We start from the raw sequence: 19,116 nt of genomic DNA, 5'->3' as shown, positions 1-19,116 counted from the left end.
AGCTGTAAATATTGCCGAGTATATTTGTTTATTTATGGCGATCTTCGGCTGGAAGCCGTGTCAATATATATGTTAGTATTTATATATATTGACGAGTTTGAAGCACTTGCAGGAGGGGGGTGATCGAAGGCTTGTGCCTTAACGAGCGGCCTTGCGCAGCAGGCCGTATAGATCGGCCAGTTGCCACGGCGTTTGAGATTGCGGCGAGGGAATGCGCCGATACTCGCATCAGGGGTACAGGACAGGGCCTCTTTCCGACCTAGTTCAGATGGGACAATTGTCGACGGAGCAGCCAAGGTCCGGCCCGATATGGTGCCGGCGCCCAGAGGCGTTGACAGTATCCAAACCACTTCCATCCTCCGTCTTTGTGCGCCCACCCAATGCCCCGATCCGTGTAGCGGTCCGACAGCATCTGCGGCATTTTCCAGCCAGAGAAGGCTTATTCCTAGAGTCATAAGAAGTGGATTGCAAGCTTATAATTATATCAGATTTGTGGTGTGATTCCCGATCGGCCATAAATAGCCAACTTATAACCCGTTATGTTCATATATATGTACCAATTCGGAGAATTTTCAAAAAAACACTATACTTAAACTGATAGTATCAGGGTGTATCATGGGACTTAATCAAAATTTCCGTTTATTGGCGCTCCCCATATGCTTAAGCTCCAATGCCGAGGAGACGGCGTGCCAGCATTCTTTGCACCACAACACGGGGGAGCGAACCGGACACTGTCCGCGTTCTGAGGAAATCAAGGGCCTGTAATTTCCTGCTCCCCATTGCCCGAGGGCATGACTTGCAAAGTGGTATGCATTCTTGATCTGCCGCTCGCCTGCCTTGGCAAGCCTGGCGATGGTGCTCGCTGGCAAACGATCAATCAGTTAAGGCTAGGTTCGATCGCGATAGGCGGCATCTTCATAGCGTAAGTATCCACATCAAGTTCAAAGTGAGTCTCACCATCTCTATCTTGCTCGATCTTGACGAATCCGAGCTTGGCATAGTGCTCCTTTACCATGGCGTTCTTGGCGGTCGGCTTGTAGATACCGATCAACTTCTTCACACCCCGAGCTTGTGCGTCGAGAACGAGCCGATCGAGCATGGCCTCCTCAACCCGCCTACCGAGTACACGGCAACTCATCAGCCATGTATCGATTTCCCAACTTGTCTCCTGTGAGCCATTCGGGCGGGCAATGATCACACCGATCATTCCGAAGTCGCCGAACGTATCCCTGAGGCGAACTTGAATGGTGTTGGCACGTAATTCGGCGTCTTCGACCTGCTGGGCAGTGTAGCGCTGGGTCGTCAGGTTGAACTGGTTGGTCTTATTGATAAGCTGAGTGATGCGTGGGCGGTTATCGGCATCGAACGCACTGGCATGCATGACCATGTCGAGTGATTGGAGATAGTCGCCAAGGCTGCGCGACTTGGAGAGAACCTCGGCGCGTCGTGCCTCGGAGGCATAAGATTCGGCACGCAGCTTGTCTTCTGCCGAAAAGCCAACCGCTTCAAAATACCCTGCCGACGAGAGAAACCAAGGGTACCAGGCTGGATCGGTCGGAAGTTCGGGTACGGCGACCATCGGCAAGGCGGCGCGCATCTGTGCCCGCTCAGCCGGATTGTCGTCCAGCAGGACCAGCGCATCGATTCCGATGTTCAGCGTCTGGGCAATAGCCTCGAGGTTGCTTGCTTTGTCGAGCCAATTGGCTTGGAAGACCGTAATATGGTCTTCTCGCAAAAGCATGTCGGGATGTTCACGGAAGGGCTGGCGGGCGTTGGCGTCATCGTTTTTGGACGACACGGCGAGGACAATGCCACGATTGCGCAGTTCCAGCGCATAGTTCTGCACGCCGAGAAAAGCCTCGCCCGTGGCGCTGCCCTGGCCCACCTTGATGCCGGCCATACCATCATCGCCGATCACACCGCCCCAGCACGTATTGTCGAGATCGAGAACGAGGCACTTCCGTGCCTTTCCGCGAAGCGCGCCCAGCAAACGGCCCAGAGCATCGGCATAAGCGGCATTGGCGACAGAAGCAAACGGGAGCTTGAAGGCAAACCACTGGACCGGATCGAACCATGTATCCGAGCCAACACGCTCAGCCAGCGCGGCCACGTCGAACAACACGGCGCCTTTCGATCGCGCCAAGGTGAGAATACGAGCGTTCGCTGTCTCGATGAGCGCGCGTACGCTGCCCGCTTTGATACGATCAAAACTCCCGAAAAGCGACAGGGGCGGACTTGGCAGTGTCTGTAGTATCATAGCTGCCCCCGAATTGGTTCGCAGGGCATCGATGACCGCCTCCAGCCGATCCATCGCCGCATCGACCGCAGTCTCGCCATCATCGAGCCGGCTATTAGTCAGATTGAGCCAGTGATGATCGACCTGTACGAGAACAGCGTCAGCACCCGATCGGTTGATCTCGGAATCGGGATCGAAGGCTTGCTGTTGGACCTGGTCATAGGGCGGAACAACCAGATCGAGGGCAACACCGTGCCGCGCCGCCCCGGCAGGAAGCTCTGCCGCCAATAGATCAGTTGTCGCATTGGACAAAAGGCCGAGGCGCAAAGGCGACAGGGACGATATCGACACGCCATCGGTTCGGCAACGCTGCAGGGCCTTTGCAAAACTTCCGGCCTCATCGGCCCCCAGTCGAAAAGCGGCCAGACGCGGCAGCTGAGTTGCCGCATCGTCACCTTGGAGAGCCCGCAATTGCTTGCGGATATCGCTAGGGGCAGGCAACAGCCAGGGGAGATCAACCACTGAAAAGCCCATATTCTGGCTCCCTTTGATAGGCTCGCGGCAGGCGTGGGTCACACCCTGGCGAGTTTGCTTTCAATGAGGTCGACCATCTGGCCAACATTCTCGGGCGCCGTGATCTCGTTGCTTTCGAAGCGAATGCCCAAGGCTGTTTCCAGTGCAATGATCAGCTTCACATGCGAGATGGAGTCCCATCCTTCCACGTCATCGGCAGTGGTCTGCTCGTCCAATGTAACCGAGTCCTCATCGAGCACATCGGCGAGGCAAGAGGCGATCTTTTCGATAATATCCTTGCGATTCACGTTAGCGTCTCCGTTTCCTGAATTGAGCCAATCAACCGCAGCTTCAGGCTGCGTGAGCAAGCTGGGGGCCGAACACCAGCTTTGGCACCCACACGCGGGCCAGGGCCAGATATTCGTCGGCGACATATTTGTCGAAGGAGCGCGCATAGTGGCGGCGATCCTCCATCAAGACGTCGCTACCCCAGTGCCGCTGAACGACCTCCATCGGATCGTAAAGCGGAATGCCGTGGCGGCGGGCCGCATTGGAGGAGTTGTCCTTGAAGTCGGATGGCCATATCACCGGCCGCCCATCCGGCATGTAGGAATAATTGTGCAGCACCAGCACGAGGGGTGCCGGAAGCATGGGCAGCAGGGTCTTGAACCCTTGATAAATCTCTTTCTCGCGCACGTGGCGGCCGCGCAGTTTGTCGACGACATCCCGCAGGCGTTGTATCGCCTCGGTGTCATCCGTCAGCACTTTGAGAAGCTCGCCAGAATATTTCTTGCGAAGCTCCTCATTCTGCTTCTGGATCCCCTCATTGATCCATTTGTTGGTCAGCGAACGCGTCATCCTGTCAATGTCGCGCAGCGGTGTCAGGACACGTTCGCGAAAGCGATTCTGATTGAGGATGAACCCCTCATAGACGAACTCAATAGGAGAGCTCATCTCCATCATGACGATATCCGTCTCGGGTAGCAGCGCCTGCTGGGCCGCATTGGGCACATGGAGCGGGTCGGCGTAGCAATACTCGCGAATCCAGCCCGGAATCTCGAGTTTGCCGGAAATGAACTGCACCAGCTGGATCGCGCCGCTGATCGATAGCGAGAAGGGCGCGCGTCGAAAACCCATGCGATGATGCATGGACTCGGCAAACCCGCGTTTGTCGAGATTCGTAAGAGGATTATTGAGCGGACAGCCGCCTAGAGAGAGAAATTTGAATTTCATTGGACCTCCGGCATGTCATGACTTGCTGTTGTGATCCCGGTGCATGCCTCAAGCAGATCGGTGCATCGCGACTTGGTTCCAAATGTCCTCCGGTTACAGCTATTTCACGCACACTGGCGCAGCAGCGGCAGCATCGTTGCTATTGGATCAGCAGCCGGAACGGGAGGAACCGTCGCCGTCTGATCCGTGTTGATGCGAGGCAGCCTCGGCACGGTATAACGAGATTTGGGCCACCGGCGTTTGAGGTCGCGGCAAAGTTGCTCGCCGGCAGCCTTCACCATGGCATATTCGGTCATGCCCTTGGGGCGTTCCTCAACCGCGATGGAAGACGGATACAGGTAGCTGGCGCCGGCGCCAGCGCCTTCGAGCGTGCTGACAAGATCCAGGAAGCCGGAAACATACACATCAACGAATTGCTCAAACAGAGCGCGGCTGAACAGATTCGTGCTCTGCTGGAAGATCTTCGGCGTGGCCAAATAATATACATGCGTGGGCTGGGGTGTATCGACCAGCTGATCGGCCGCGGGGCGATCGACATCATACTGCATCGCCCGCGCTGCCCCTGGCCAGTTGGCGTTGATGCTGGCGGTCACAGCTTCGGCCTCGGATCGGCCACGCTGATAGGTGATCGTCACCTTGGCTCCTCCTGCTGCCAGCAGGAGCGAGCAGACAGCGCCAATGCCGCGCGATCCACCGATGATCAAAGCCCTCTGCTGGGCAAACTCGCCGGAGTTGACAGAACCGGCGGCCATGCCCGGTGTCGGAGGGGCGACCGGCCGCGGGCGAATGATGGCCGAGACATGTCCGATCATGCCCGGGCCAGCAATTCGAACAGGCACGATCTGAAACCGTTCGTCGATGGCATCGGCTGCAAAATCCAATCCGGCTTTTGCCCTTCTGCCCGGCGCGAGATCGAAAGCCGCCTCGACGAAGACTGAATGAAGCCCGGGGCACACCATCCCCACCAGCGTCGACATCAGGCCCAAGGCTTCCACAGTCTGGGGTGACGAGGCGGTCGCGAGCGAGGGGTAGAGGTCCCCAAAACCCGCCGCAGCTTCCGGCTTTCCTGCAAGCAACCCCGTGAGACCCGCGAGGCTCGCCGCATCGTGCTCGTCGGGGGTCGAGCCTATTGGTACCACCGCAAATCGATCCCTCTCAAGGAGAGGGGCGTGGGCCCCCTGCTCGAAGCGAACCGTCGCGCTGGTGGTCGAGGCACCCTCGCAATCGATGGAAAACTTCAAGAGTGCATCGGACGTTTGCGTGATGCGCAGATTTACCGCCTGGCCCACATAGACGAATTTCAGGAACTTGGCTTGAACCGAAGCGACAGGAGGAATTGCCTGCAGCCTGAACAATGTATCGAGCGCCCAGATCACCACATGCATGCCATGAACAACCGGAGCGCCGGCCTGAGTGCGACGGGCTGCATCGGCATCCATATGCAATGGGTTCACATCACCAGTCAGGGCTGCGAAGCGGCGCTGATCATCCCAGTCGAATGTGTGGCTTGCCACATGATGGTGCCGATCATCCTCGTGCTGAATCATCACGCCGGCCTCTTCGCAACGATGACGCAACTGATGGTCAATTTGTCCGCAATTGCCCGCTCATAGGTGGTCCCGCTCATGGCAAAATTGGCGCGCTCGACGATTTCGAAACCAATGCTGCGCAGCAAGTCGGATGCTTCGTCGGGATGCCGGACAAGATAAAGATGATCGGGAGCGGGACTGTTGGCGGGAACATTGATCCAGACCAGACCGCCCGGGCGGCAAAGCCGATAGACGACCCTGACGGCTTCTTGCGGATTCTCCAGATGCTCCAAAACTTCGGAAAAGACGATGGCGTCGAAGCCCTCATCATCCGTGCGGTCCTCGGCAAAGATATCGCGCAGCTTAAAGGTGACGGCCACGCCGGGACTGAGAGCGGCCAGCGAATGGCGGGAGGTCGCCAGGCTGCCTTCCGAGACGTCCCACGCGGTCAGCGTACCAACACGTTTTTCGCGTGTGGCTAGTGCAAGCAGCAAGCCGTGGCCAGGTCCGATCTCCAGAAGGTCCCCTTTTTCGCGGATTAACGGCAAGAAGCGCTTGCTGTAGTGCTCCATGCTGCGACAGTGATTGATCCAGATGACATCCGTGATCAGAAGGCCGTTCATATAGCGCTTCATATAGTCGGCGCGTGAATAGACCTGCTCAACGGCTTCGGCAAAGGTCTTGAGCCGATATTCGCCATGACGACGGAAATGCAGTTCTTCCGGCAGAATTATCTGCTCGGAGATGAAGCGATAGTCGGAAGCCAAGCTTTGCAAGCCGCCAGGTGTCTTTTCCGCCAGGGCGGCAACCATTTTCGACAGTTCCTCGGAGAAAGCCAGTTCATCGACCGTACGTTCCGAGATATTCTTGGTGAGGTATTTATGGTGCTTTGGCCATTCCGAAATGATTGCATCGAGTAAGGCGGCAAACTGCGGATATGCTTGTCTATCAACGACGTCGGCCATTTTTACCTCAAAATAGGAGGGGCAGGCAGCAAACTGCTGATGCAAATCTTGGAGAAACCACGAGGCTCAAGCGCGAAGGGCTGCACTCCGTTGTTCAAAACGCGCGAGCAATTCGGCAGCACCTGGGTAGGTCTGCGAAATAGCGACAAGCTTGCGCAAGGTGGCAACGCCCTCCTGAGTGTCGCGCAGCTTCAGAAGGGCCCGCGCCTTAATCCATAACGCGCGTTCATGCTCGGGCTGCATTTCCAGCACAGCAGTCGCTGAATCAACAGCGGCGCTTGCATTGCCCGAACGCATGCTGTCGCGTAATGCAAGCACGCGTTCGCGCAGCATTCTGTCGCGGAACTTGGTGCCCTCACTGACGGCAAAACCATGTTCAATCAGCCAGGTATAGAGGACCAGTGCCGAGCGGCGATCATCCAGCTCGCGCGCAGCCCGAGCGCATATGAGCACATTGCGCCACTCGCTCGGTTCAAGTGCATCCAGATGCTGCCTGGCCGTCGTTGTGTCGCCGTTCTGGGCTGACTTCAAAGCGTGATAGCGCAGCAAGACGGGATTTTGAGGGTCGAGCTTGGTCAAGCCGGCCGCGATTTTTTCCGCTTCGCCGACTTGATGGCCGCCTGCTTTAAGGTTCTCGGCCAAAAGCCGAGCCACACGCGGCAGCAATATCGCAACCGACTCGATGGCTGTTGCCATCCCATAGAGCGGAACGAAATAGATGCCAGCGGCCAATGCGTTTTTCTCGGATAGAAAATCCCGCGTGCGACCACGCAACGCCCTGAGCAAATGCTTGTCGAGACGACCATCATTGGCGGCGATCACCGCCTCTGCGGCCCGTCCTGCAATGGCATGGGCGCCAAGATTATCAGCCTTATCGAAAACTTCCAAAAGCGTGGCGGGCGCTATGGCACCGATGCCAATGAGCCCTTCGATCACATCAGGTTCGATCGGATCGCGATCGATTTCTTCAATCAGCCGTTCCTCAATGCGAGCACAGACTTTTGCCAGGCCCGCCGGTTGACGGCGCATCGCCAGGAAACAGGCATGCAGAAGCTGCAGCTCGCGTTCCGTCTCGCCATTGGATATGGCAAGATTTGCTTGCTCCATTGCTGCGTCCACGACCTTGGTCGCATAAGCATCGGATTCGACGCTGGGTTGCAGCTGTACTTCCGCCGCGGCGGCTACCGCAGCCATCAGCATCTCACCAGATGACAAAGCCATCCGACAGAAAGCTTGGCGGCTGCCGTAATCATTGTTAAAAAAATCGCAATACCGCTCGATCATCTGATCGATAGGCAATCTCGACGATTTCTGAAAATCCATTGAGACCATACGCGTTCGATAACAGACTTCTCAATTCGTAGACCTCGATTGCTGAGATTGCAACCCGATTTGTCCGATAAAGCTTTCGAAGCCGGCTCATTGACAACAATCCAGAATGGGTGGGGTTGAGCGTCGCCGGGGGCGAACGGCGCAATGAACCCGGCCTTCAACGCGTGTGGTCTTCTGTCCTGCCGCGGTGTCGTTATGCCCGCTTTGCCAAGGAGCGAGACTTGGATTTGCCAGTATTTCGAGGAGTCTAACGCATTGTTTGCCCTCTACGACAGTGTTGCTGGAGGACCGCCTGATCCATTGTGGTCGGACGGCCCGAGTTGAATTGGCCATGTCGCAACGGGCCCGTTCACCGTTGCGTCAAGGTGACGCGCAGGCAAGTCGCGCACCTTGATTGAGGGTCTGGTGGCGGGCGGGCGATACGAGCGGCTTTCGGCATCTGGCTGACGCCCATACGGTCATTGTGCCGGCCATATAGGCAGGATCTATTTGCCGCAGAATTTGTGTGTATTGGAGATATATTTTAGTAATGCGAAAATAAATTAATATATTATTACGTATTTAGAATTTTTTTTGTGTAAAATGAAATTTTTTTACTAGTTTTGATTGTGTTTTCAAAAGATTTAATTGCATGAGGTCGCGGATTTCATATTCTAGCCACATTGCGCAATCTTATTTTTGGTCAGTGTCTTCATGGTTCGTATGTCGATGAGGTGTGCTCGCTTGCAAAAGGCAAGACCAGCCGTGGCGACCATGGTCACTTGCGCTTCGGAACGTTTCCAAGCCAGTCACCTCCAGGGTGCCGAGCTGGTTTTTCCCGAAGTTGCGATGAATCATCTCGAAAACCAGGCCATCTTCGACCAGCAGGAGGTCCTGTCCTGATTGCTCGTTTTGCAAAAACTGCGGGTATCCTGGTGGCGGCGTGGCCCCTCATGAACCCGTATGGTGTCCAGGCTGCGGCCTTGGACGAGGGGGCGCGTGCCGCAAACACAGCCTTGTTCGAGGTCGCTCGGGCACGAGCGGCTTCTTTACAGGGCGCATCGACTTGCAATTCCACTGCGCGACGCATTCCCGATGTATTTCCTGGCTACGCCGGTCAAGCGGGAACCAGGGGAGGGGCGGGAGGAACGGTAGTGCTGGTTCGATCGGAGGCCGACAATGCCCCCGGAACCAAGCCAGTGGACGGCAGTTTGCGTGCGGCGGTCGAGCTCGGTGCTCGTAGCCGCCGCCCGATCTTCATCACCTTCTCGCCCGAAATGCAGGGGAAGACGATCACCCTTCTTGCTCCGTTGAGACCGGGAAACAACACCACAATTGACGCGGGCTGTGCCGGCATTACATTGGCCGCGGATGCGGATGTGGCTCTCATCGTTCTGACGGCGCGTCGCAACGTCATCATCAGCGGGCTGGCATTTCGCAAATTCCCCTACCGGGGCGATAACAAAGCTCGCGCGGACGGCCGTGACTTTCGCGACTGCATTACGGTTTCCGGGGCGGTTGACCAGCTTGCGATCCTTCACAACAATTTTGTAAGTTGCGGCGACGGCGCTATCGATATCACCTCGGGCGCTGGCCGGGCCATTCCCCACGGCGTCGGTCGTGTTACCGTTGCCTTCAATCGCTTCGCCAAGCACGACAAGGCCATGCTCTTGGGAACCAATGAATGCGGTGATCGTGATCAAGATCATGCGCGAGCTTGTGGTCAAGCCGGCGCTCCGTCGCAACGGGCGGATGAGCCCGTTTATAGGGTTACCTTGCTTGGCAATTTGTTCGAATGGGTGGGGCAGCGCCAACCGCGAGTGTTTGGGCGCGTCTATCTGGATGCTGTCAATAATGTCTTTGCCTTCAGGCCCTTTGATCGAGGCAATGGCAGCTCAGGCTCGACCTATGCGATATTCGCCAGTAACGGTGCCCAAGTCTGGGCCAGGAACAACCTGTTCGTCGGCATCCCCAATGCGGGGCATCGGGCCTTGGGGCTTACCACGGCCAGTACGCCGGGACAGACACCACCCAAGGGGGAATTTGACGGTGTCATTCGTTCCGAAGCCAATCTGGCCGCCCGCGACGAGATCATAGCCGACAACTCGCCGCAAGGGGTGGCTCGGGTTGATTACGGCCCAGCTGCCGCCATCACGCCGGTGGAATTTCGGGCGTTGGGTCCACGAGATGCCATTGTGTGCGTGATGATACGAGCTGGCGCGGCCGGACTGGCGAGCTGGCCATCAGTTTGTCAGCGGAAAGCGAACTAAATGGTCTTTCGGACATCGATAGCCATGAGACGACCGGATCTTGGTAAAGGGCCGGATGCCTCGATCTGGGCCATGCATGGTTACCCGGTGCCCGGTTTTGGCGATGACGCTGAGGATATTGCGTCGTTCGACACGATCGTTGACGCCGCCAGGCCGATGCACACTTTCTGGTGTTTGTTGCAAAGCGGTCGAGACCGCCTACTGCCTCGGAAGAGTTTGGCTTGGAGCGCGCCCCACTATGCCAGGCAGAAGAGGAAGGATCGACGCGCGTGACGGAAACAGTGTCGGATCGATCCTCTTATTTGAGCATCGTGTTGCGCGCCTTGGCAACCCAGCCCAATGCCAATATGGGCGAGCGCCGTAGCCTTTATGAGCGTGTCCAAAAGCAATTCAAGAAAGCGATCGACGATCAGGACCCTCCACTCAGCCCTGAAATACAGGACATCGAAATTCGCATCCTGGGGCAGACGATCCGCATTTTGGAATTGGACATTCGGACCGGCGCGGATATCTGGCAAAGCGACTATGAGCCCCCCGGCTTTAGCGACATGCTCAAGAAGAATGAGCAAGCGCGAAAAAATTTGCAGGCTCGCCATCAAACTCAAAAGATCAGAGCCGAGCGTGAAGCTAGGCTAGAGCAGGAGAAAGCAGGGTACGACGCGTTCATTGAGAGTCAGGCAAAGGACCTAGAAATTCTTCGGCAACTACTGTCGTTCGATCGGTCTATTAGCGCAGAGAATTCAAATATAAAAAGAAGATACATACATACAATATTCATTGTATGGCCTTTATTTATTCATTTGATTCATAGCATTAACGGAGAGGGGCGGCTCGCATTCATATGGTTGCTAATTCAGCCTATGGTCATGTTGGCCCTAATCAGTTCCGCCTATTTCCTTATTGGAACTCACTACATCCTCAACATGGATGTGCCGACCTTCGCGTTGCTCGGGTCAGGCACTTGGGTCATGTGTCGTATAACCATCTTCCGAGTTAGCGGTCAAATTGCTCATAATCGCGTGATGCTAAATCTTCCGATGGTATCTCCCATTCATCAGGGCCTTTCCCACGCAATCTTGTATTTAGTGGTATATATTGTATCTATGGTCCTTCTTATTGGCGGAGGGCATGTTCTTGATATTACGTCTCTGCCAGATAATTATGTTATATTTTTCATATATTTTATTGGGATGTGGATATGTGGCATAAGTATTGGATTTATATTTGGCGTTATAATGGGAATATGGCCTTTCTTTTCAAGGATGACCTCAGCGGTTGAACGGTCTTTGCAGATATTCTCATCTATATTCTATGTGACCGAGCAGCTTCCAGAAGCGTATAGGAAGTACATACTTTGGAACCCGCTGAGCCATGGTATGCAGCTGATGCGGGGGGCGTATTTTCAAGCCTATCCTTGCTCCGATGCCAGCCCCGCATATTTTTGGTTTTCCGTGGTTGCGCTGGCAAGTTTCGGCCTGATCGTGGAAGCTTGGTTTCGGCGCCACGTCCAGCCCGTGTGAGGTATCATGATCATCTTGCAGCGGGTTTCCGACGAGCCTGAAATTGCCGGTGGCCGGCGCCTCATTGCCGACAAGGTCGATCTCGATATCCCGATCGGACGCTATGCGCTGCTGACGAGCGACCCGCTGGTCAAGAGGCCGACGATTGATCTCTTGGCGGGTCTGAGGCCGCCTCATGTGGGCCGTATCGATTTTGGCGGACTGACCTCCTGGCCCATTGGTCGTCCCGCTTTCCTTCGTGGCAAGGTCACGGGTCGGCATGTCGTCGCGCTGCTTTCACGGCTCTACGGCCTTGACATGCAATTGTCGAATGCGATGCTGGAGACGATCCTCACCACGCCCAAGCACCTTGACGAAATCGTAGAACATTGGCCAATGGAATTTCGCTACGAATTTGGTCTTTCTGTCGCACTTCTGCCACCCTTTGACGTATACGTTATGGAAGGGGTTTTCCCGTATCTAAAGGATCGATTCACCTATCTTTGGCGATCTTTGTTTGATGACAGATCTTCTGATAAGACTCTTATCAGCGCGAGCTCTCGGGTCAATGATTTGAATGGATATTGTGACAAGGCGATTGTCGTGAACAAGGGATTGTTGGTAATTGCGGATGACCTCAAGCAAGCTATTGACCGATATCCGCCGCGTTCTGCCGCGTCGGATGCACAAAAGGCGTTCGAACGAGCCGGCGAACCTGCCGACGACATACTCTGAACCGGCTCCGCCGGCGGAAACCGTCGGCCGTCACCAAGTTATCGATCAAACTCATTTCATCGAGCTTCGACGCGTCACGCGCCGTCGTTCGAAGCTCGGCCTGTGGTTGGCGATCTTTACGGTCTTTTCACCGATCGTCGTCACTGCGATTTTCGTCTATTTCATCGCCACCCCGATGTATACTACCCAAGTGCGTTTTGCCATTCGCGGTGGAGAAACATCGTCACAGCCTTCGGTTCCGGTGAACTCGCTTCTGTCTTCGGGCGGCAATGGCCTTTTGAGCGGGGCCATTGACGGATTTGCTGCGCGCGACTTCATCGTCTCGCGCGAGGCCCTCAAACGGCTGGCCAAGCGTGTCGATCTAGGCAAATTGTTCATTCGGCCGAATGCCGATCCACTGGTCAGGCTTCCCACTAACGCAGATAACGATCAGCTCTTCGATGCTTACACGGCCCGCATCAACGCGCGCTTCAACATGATGGAGCAGATCGTCGTCCTCGACGTCAGTGGCTTTTCGCCCGAGGACTCTCAAACCATGGCCTCGGCACTTGTCGCGATTACCGAGGAATTCGCCGACCAGATGAATCAACGTGCCCGAGAAGATGCTCTGCGCGTCGCTGAAGGGCAGGTTACGGATGCGGAGAACCGGGCGACGAAAGCGCGCCTTGAGATGGCGCGTTGGCGCGACGCAACAGGCATTGTCGATCCCACTGCGGATGTCACCATGATCAATGGCCTTATCAGCCAGCTCGAGACGCAGTTGACGTCGAGCGAGAACGAGCTTGCCGGTATCGACGCAGCCGGCGCGCATGATCTGCCTCGTCGCAAGCTGCTTCTCAACAACATTCAAACCTTGAAGGACCGCATTGCCGAGACGCGCAAGCGCTTGGGCGGAACCGGCGGCGCTGCAGCCAATCAAATCACCGGATATGAGGGGTTGAAGGCCGCTCAGGAATATGCGGAAAGCAATCTCGCATCCGCCCGCCAGACACTGGATTATGCACGTCAAGCAACCATTCGCCAGCAAAAGTATGTCGCTGTCATTGCCGAACCACTCGCCGATAGCAGGCCATCTTATCCTGCTCCACTCATGAGCCTGTTGGCGGCCGCAATTGCCGGAATCGGCCTGACATTTGTCGGGTCACTGATCGTTAGTCTGTCGCGTTCGCGTCTGGCAGCATGAATCACTTGCCTGATCTTTTTCTGTGCTTTGCGGCTAGATCGTTGTTTGGTTCAGCCAATTGTTTTTTGGAGCTATAATCAGGGGGAGAACTTGGAAATGGTTGCGCAACAGCCTACAGGCGCGATGAGTCCGCGAGCCCTGGCCGCGGTATCGGTGCAAATTTTGCGTGCCACGCAGGCAGGTAATTCGGAGGAGGCAGTGCGTGTCGCCCTCGATCATCTGCCCCATGCCTCGGATCTTCCGCGTTTGGCCCAGGTCTCCTTGCTGGCTTTGATGAAGGCAAACCGCAAGGAGGCCGCCACGCGCCTGGTCGACGACGTTGTCAAGAAAGGCATGACGACCCCGGAAGTGGCGGTTCTGGCTATCCGGCACCTGCGTGAGTCACATCGTGCCGAAGAAGCCTACGCATTTGCCAAAAAAGTGATGGGGGACACCGCCAAGCCCGATCCGCGCTTGGCGGAGGCGGCGGCGCGCGCGGCTTTGGCCGCCTATCGACCCGTTGACGAGGCATTCGAGTTTCTGGAGCGGGCAAAAGACAAGGCCGGCGACGACGGCGTTTTCTTGCGAGCGTACGGGGAAGTTTGTCTGTCGCTGGGACGGTATGCCGAAGCCGAGCAAGTGTTGGCAAAGACGCTCGCTCTTGCGCCGAAAGTCGTCAATACTAGGCTGCTTTACGCACGCGCCCTCAAGCATTTGCATCGTTTTGATGAAGCTTGTGCACAGATGCTCGCTATCGTTGATCAAGATCCCTCGGCGACCAACAGGCGCTATGCGGTTGCTATGCTGTTGCAGGTCGGGCGCGAAGATGAAGCAAGCAAGCTGTATCATAAGATGGTTGGTGAGAGAAAAGCGCGCTTGCAGGGCTCCTTTATCGAAGAAATGGAGACTCTCGGCGGTCGTGTGAAAGACGTGAAATTGCCTCAAAAGCGTCTGGACTGGGCTTGGGGGGTGGTTTCTCGAACGCTCGGATCTTCTCCTGTCCGCGACAGAGCCGATTGGGATCGCCGCGCCAAATGGGGACATCTGCTCGATAATGCAATTGTCGACTGGCTGGAATGCTCGATTGAACAGGCTGGCGAAATCTATGATTGCTTCAACCTGAGTGAGGACACCAAGCGGATCATTCTCGATGCATCCGACGAAGGCAAAGGTGTGCTTTTGGTCAGCGCGCATATCGGATTGATGTTTGCTGGGCCGGTCGCCATTCATTCACTTGGGCGCCCCTATCGATGGCTGTCCTCGACCCCGCGGATCACGACCACCCGCTTTGCCGATACCTTGATTTCGACCGCCGATCTTAGCGAGGCTCAAGTCGCCCGACGCGTCTACGAGGCCCTGCAGAAGGGATGCTTAATTGCGATCGCCGTTGACGGTGCCATGTCACCTAATGCCCCACGTATCGAGTGGGAGGGGGCGCCCGTGACCTATTCGCCATTCTGTGCGTTGCTCTCCTACAAGTTCGGCGTGCCGACTGTTTTCACCTCGCCTTACTGGGCCGACGGCAAGTTCAATTTTGCGGTAAAACGCCTCCCAAGCGTTGGATCAGGGGAAAGTCTGAAGCATTTTGCCGGGCGCTGGCAGCAGGCTTTTTTCGAGGAAGTGAAGAATGTGTTCCTCCAAGGACCGGAAAATTTGCGCCTCAACGGTGGGTTGTGGCGGCATATTTAGCTAGGCTCAGGACTTCGCTGACGGCGCCATCACAGTTAAGCGATTTTGGCCGAGAATGATCGTCCCGTTGCAGTCGGACGAAAGAGTCGATCGCGGGATCCCGAAAACAAAAGACGACCGCGATGGACAACACCGGCCGCGGCATTGTCGCTGGAATGCTCAGATGCCATCGTCAAGATACTGTTCCAATGAGGTCTTCTAACCTGAGCGCGGTAACGTCATCTTCTACGAAGCTTCTGAAGCCGGGTACCAATGCTCGGACGACATGCACGCCTTCGGCTGGACATGGCAGGTCGAAGAAGAAGACGTCTCGATATCCCGCGTTTGCCAACTGAGAGACCAGGAAGTTAAGCGCTTCCGAAGGCGAAAGATTTGCAGGAAGCATATGCCGGGCTGCCAATTGCCCCAGAGTTTCTCCGTGATCGGGCCTGGACGGCAAGGCCAGATCCAAATTCTCATATTGCGAGATGTCCAGATCGTCGCGAGAACCGGAAATGTTCGTCAGGCGCGATTGCACGGCCTCAAGGAGGGCTGCTAGCGTCGCTTCCGCAAAGTCGAGCCGACAGGCATCACCGCCTGAAAACCTTATGCCAGCCCCATCTCTGTCGCACACCGGTCGCACGATCATCGCGCTGACGATGGGGATGCCGATTTTGCTGGTCTTGTTGAAAAAATGCGGCTCCAAACCTGCGCCGCGTACCTTTGTGACCGCTTCATCCAAACCCGGATGGACGCCAGGCTGCCATATCAACGGGCGAGAAAGTCCTTTTATATGACCGAGCCCGTCGGAGAGTATCGTCCCGTCTCGCTCGATTAATTCGAGCAGGGCAGAGAGGGCGGCTGAGGCGTAATCGAACCCTGCGCCCAGACCGTCAGAGCTGACGTGGAAGGCAGCGTAATCCCACGGGAAATCATCCCGCATATCCAACCCGACGAGTTCGTAAGGCGCGTAAACGGCTCTATTCGATCCGTACGAAACCCCACGTACCCAAGCGCGGGGACGACGCGGATCGAACTCAGAGAAATGACATCGCACCAGGGACCGCAGCGGCACGGCAAGAAGCTTCCGCTTCGCTAGTTCAGCCGGCGTTCCGAACTCTGCAATCAGGGGGCGGGTCTGCTCGGCAACCGCCCCTTCGATGGCCTCCATGATAGCCGTCAGCCGGGCCCTCTCGTGGTTGAGCCCTTTGCCCTGGCTGACTGCCAGGCAACGAGAATTCGGGCGTACGGCGAACCAGACGGGGATGCCAATAATGTCGAGGTCAGTAAGATCCCCGACGCGCGAGATGCCAAAGGGGGCGAGTGGGGGAAAGTCCGGCGAAACAGAATTCATCGCAGTGAGATTGCTTGCAATGGCCGGACTCCCATCAGAACCTACCAGCGCCCCTTAATAGGGGCACAATCGCTGTCAAAAATGATAGCGATCATCTGGCTCAGCATTTGTTATCATCGCTGCCACTATCATTGAGGATGGCATCATATAAAGAACCAGCATCACCATTGATAAGATGGCAAAGCGCTGATTTGACTTGTTTATGATGATCCTTCCCAGCTTGGAGGGATGTCGCCGATATGTTCGTTTTAAATACAAATTCTACTTCACTGATATCAGCACCGGATTCAATAAGAGATTCAATGCCCATAATCTTATCGCTATCAAGCGGGTGTCCCTGACTTTCAGCTGCGTTGTGATCTGCAATTATGTGCCACAAAATTGCACCAACTTTTGCATATCCATCGCCGCCTAAAGTTTTTCCGTACCTAATAACTTCTTCGTCGGAAATCTGAACGACGCGAAGTGGTTTGACTTTTACAATGAATATGCCAGCGCCGCGATCGCCGATGACATATAACCTTTCTTTCTTTCCAGTTTTACGTACCATCTTGTCCTCCGATGCAGTTTTAGCTTATTCAATAAGATTTGTTAGATATTCTAGAAAGCGGAGATTTTAGATAATGCCTGCAATCCGAAGTCCTTCTGCGATCAATCTACGATCCTCAATTCTGCGGTCGGGAGCAAGATTGGCGATTTCAGAAGCTGTCACACCAGGATACATTTCCCGTATTCTTGAGCCATATTGGCGCGCGATGTCTCGGTTCCCGAGCAATCCATGAGAGATCGCTAGAGCTCGCAGGACAGGTTCGTCCGAACTCATGCGCCCGCACAGCTCAATGGCACCACGATAATCGCGACGACGTATTGCTACTGCCGCACCGCTCCACCAATAATAGTCGGGCGGAAAAGGGTTCAGATCCAGCGCCATTAGAAAGCGCTTCCAGCCCGCCTCAGCATCACCAAGATGTGCCAAGGCATCCGCATGGGAGAGCAGCAAATCTGCTGAATGCGGATTTAGGGCCTCCGCTTCCATAAACTTGCTGCTGGCAGTGTCGAAGTCGCGCTGATGCAATGAAACGACAGCGGACATTCGATACCCTGCTCCGTCGCCAGGATCGATCGAGATTGCAGCGTCAGCCTCCAAGCGTGCCTGGTGCAGAAGGGCGGGGTCAGTGGCCCCCAACATCAGCCATTCCAGGTAGAGCGTCTGTGCATTTGCGCTCCGCGCTGGTGCAAAATACCGATCTATATCTGTTGCTCGCCGAAATTCCCGACGTGCGCGCCGCAATTTCGGTAGGTCACAATCTTTAAGGAGCAGCTTGCCTTCGAGATAGTGCCGATAGGCATGGGGCTGAGGGTTTGCTCGCATATGCTTGAGTTGGTCCCGTTCGATCGCGGTCGCGAGCGTCACAGCGATCTGCCGAGAGATCAGCTTGAAAGCCGTCGGCAGTTCATTCACACCGATGCGGAATTCGGCTGCCCACAGGATCTCGCGGCCAGGGTATAGCTCCAAGCGTAGGGCAAGACTCGGATTCCCAGGGACCATAAAACTGCTGACCAAATACCTGTTGCGCAACGCATCGAGCCGCTCCAACTCGTGCAGGTCCACTGCGCCAAAACTGCTGTGGGGAGCAATCACCGCAAACGTTCGATAGCGGGACAAATCATTGGCAACTTCCTCGATTAGCGCGCGCGCGAGGGGATCGCATTCCTCACCCATTGTCGGATTGGGTGGCAACAGCGCCACGCGGGGCAATTTTGCCAGACTGCGAACAATAAGGGGGTCGCTTTCTTTGGAAGCGTCGAATTCTCCACGGATCTCTGGGCAGTCGTCAATAACCTCAGGGGAAGGACGAGAATTGTTGGCTAGAATGCGCCGCACCAACCCGACAATTTGAGCTTTCGGTTCGGCATTAAATTCTCGCTGCATCATCGTTTTGAGCAGCTCGAAAGTGCTGCTCACAGCTTCAAGGTTGTTATTACGTCCATAGGCCTCGATCAGGGCCCGAAACGTCTCCTCCCGCTCGGGCTCCAGCATCAGCATGCGTTCGCCGATTTCCTGGATGTTGTTTTTCTGTGCACGAGCAAAGCGGGTCATTTCCATGAGCACATCGCCGGCCAAGGATAGGACTCGTTGGCGAAAGCGCTCGCGCTCGCTACGGAACCATTGCAACAGTTCATCCCCGCCGGTATCGAGCGTGGCGAGCAGATCTCCCTTTACCAGGTGAATAGCGGCCACGCGCTCGGCCAGCACTTGGGATTTGCGCCATTTCATAATCTTGGCGAGGTCGCTGCAAATTGCGGCTGGGCCGGCTACCAGACTGGTGCCCTGCACTTCGATTACAGCTTCATCTCGGGGCCAGAAACGATTAATTCGCGCTAGCAATTGCCGAAGGTTGGTAGACGCTTTCTCTTCAGGCCCGTCCTCCCACAGGAGGGTGGCAATAGCCTGCCGGTTCATGCGTCTTCCGCCGGCCAGCAAGAGCATCGTGAGGAGAATATATCCCTTGGCCGGAAACACACCCGCCATTGGCTTGGTTATATGCGGCACACCCACCAAATGCAGAATTATGTCGCTTTCGGGCTTCATCCGACCATCCTCGCCCTAGGTGGTTGGCGTTGCGTCCCGTCTATGCTG

General features: G+C 55.7%; 14 protein-coding genes. 5 read left to right on the top strand and 9 right to left on the bottom strand.

The features are described from left to right. Window positions 1–877: 877 nt before the first annotated feature. From ACIGJE_RS33140 to ACIGJE_RS33115, 6 genes are all read right to left on the bottom strand, one after another. Window positions 878–2,770, bottom strand: a complete 1,893-nt coding sequence (locus ACIGJE_RS33140) for an HAD-IIIC family phosphatase (RefSeq protein WP_483681468.1) — start codon at window positions 2,768–2,770, stop codon at window positions 878–880. Between the two features lie 38 nt (window positions 2,771–2,808). After that, window positions 2,809–3,057: an acyl carrier protein gene (locus ACIGJE_RS33135; RefSeq protein ID WP_483681466.1), complete on the bottom strand. Its 249-nt coding sequence runs from the start codon at window positions 3,055–3,057 to the stop codon at window positions 2,809–2,811. Between the two features lie 43 nt (window positions 3,058–3,100). Then, window positions 3,101–3,982 carry a hypothetical protein gene (locus tag ACIGJE_RS33130; RefSeq protein WP_483681464.1) on the bottom strand — a complete coding sequence of 294 codons (882 nt, stop codon included), beginning with the start codon at window positions 3,980–3,982 and terminating at the stop codon, window positions 3,101–3,103. 104 nt (window positions 3,983–4,086) lie between these two features. Continuing rightward, complete coding sequence (locus ACIGJE_RS33125; protein WP_483681785.1) at window positions 4,087–5,529, bottom strand: SDR family NAD(P)-dependent oxidoreductase; 1,443 nt, start codon at window positions 5,527–5,529, stop codon at window positions 4,087–4,089. Beyond that, complete coding sequence (locus ACIGJE_RS33120; protein ID WP_483681462.1) at window positions 5,529–6,476, bottom strand: class I SAM-dependent methyltransferase; 948 nt, start codon at window positions 6,474–6,476, stop codon at window positions 5,529–5,531. Before ACIGJE_RS33120 ends, ACIGJE_RS33125 begins: the two co-directional genes overlap by 1 nt. Window positions 6,477–6,542: 66 nt before the next feature. Further along, window positions 6,543–7,808: a tetratricopeptide repeat protein gene (locus ACIGJE_RS33115; RefSeq protein WP_483681460.1), complete on the bottom strand. Its 1,266-nt coding sequence runs from the start codon at window positions 7,806–7,808 to the stop codon at window positions 6,543–6,545. A 1,133-nt stretch (window positions 7,809–8,941) separates the two neighbouring features. Here ACIGJE_RS33115 and ACIGJE_RS33110 point away from each other — a divergent pair. The 5 genes from ACIGJE_RS33110 to ACIGJE_RS33090 all read left to right on the top strand — a co-directional run bounded on the left by ACIGJE_RS33110 (window position 8,942) and on the right by ACIGJE_RS33090 (window position 15,142). Continuing rightward, window positions 8,942–10,057 carry a hypothetical protein gene (locus ACIGJE_RS33110; protein WP_483681459.1) on the top strand — a complete coding sequence of 372 codons (1,116 nt, stop codon included), beginning with the start codon at window positions 8,942–8,944 and terminating at the stop codon, window positions 10,055–10,057. 221 nt (window positions 10,058–10,278) lie between these two features. Next, on the top strand, window positions 10,279–11,577 hold the full coding sequence (locus tag ACIGJE_RS33105; RefSeq protein WP_483681457.1) for an ABC transporter permease: 1,299 nt from the start codon (window positions 10,279–10,281) through the stop codon (window positions 11,575–11,577). A gap of 6 nt (window positions 11,578–11,583) precedes the next feature. Next, a complete protein-coding gene (locus ACIGJE_RS33100; protein WP_483681455.1) occupies window positions 11,584–12,291 on the top strand; it encodes a P-loop NTPase family protein in 708 nt (235 codons plus the stop codon). Further along, complete coding sequence (locus ACIGJE_RS33095; RefSeq protein WP_483681453.1) at window positions 12,188–13,474, top strand: KpsE/RkpR family capsule polysaccharide export protein; 1,287 nt, start codon at window positions 12,188–12,190, stop codon at window positions 13,472–13,474. Before ACIGJE_RS33100 ends, ACIGJE_RS33095 begins: the two co-directional genes overlap by 104 nt. A gap of 96 nt (window positions 13,475–13,570) precedes the next feature. Beyond that, the gene (locus tag ACIGJE_RS33090) at window positions 13,571–15,142 is read left to right on the top strand and encodes a tetratricopeptide repeat protein (protein ID WP_483681451.1); all 1,572 of its coding nucleotides are present in this window, start codon (window positions 13,571–13,573) and stop codon (window positions 15,140–15,142) included. A 172-nt stretch (window positions 15,143–15,314) separates the two neighbouring features. Here the strand turns inward: ACIGJE_RS33090 and ACIGJE_RS33085 are convergent, their stop codons facing one another. The 3 genes from ACIGJE_RS33085 to ACIGJE_RS33075 all read right to left on the bottom strand — a co-directional run bounded on the left by ACIGJE_RS33085 (window position 15,315) and on the right by ACIGJE_RS33075 (window position 19,068). Then, on the bottom strand, window positions 15,315–16,475 hold the full coding sequence (locus tag ACIGJE_RS33085) for a YcaO-like family protein (protein WP_483681449.1): 1,161 nt from the start codon (window positions 16,473–16,475) through the stop codon (window positions 15,315–15,317). Window positions 16,476–16,575: 100 nt separating this feature from the next. Then, window positions 16,576–17,025: a hypothetical protein gene (locus ACIGJE_RS33080; RefSeq protein WP_483681447.1), complete on the bottom strand. Its 450-nt coding sequence runs from the start codon at window positions 17,023–17,025 to the stop codon at window positions 16,576–16,578. Between the two features lie 66 nt (window positions 17,026–17,091). Continuing rightward, a complete protein-coding gene (locus tag ACIGJE_RS33075; protein WP_483681445.1) occupies window positions 17,092–19,068 on the bottom strand; it encodes an AfsR/SARP family transcriptional regulator in 1,977 nt (658 codons plus the stop codon). Window positions 19,069–19,116 lie beyond the last annotated feature (48 nt).

Source organism: Labrys sp. E2SS-1L (assembly GCF_057073705.1).
The sequence above is the reverse complement of the archived record's forward strand: the minus strand, read 5'-3'. Positions and strand labels throughout refer to the sequence as shown.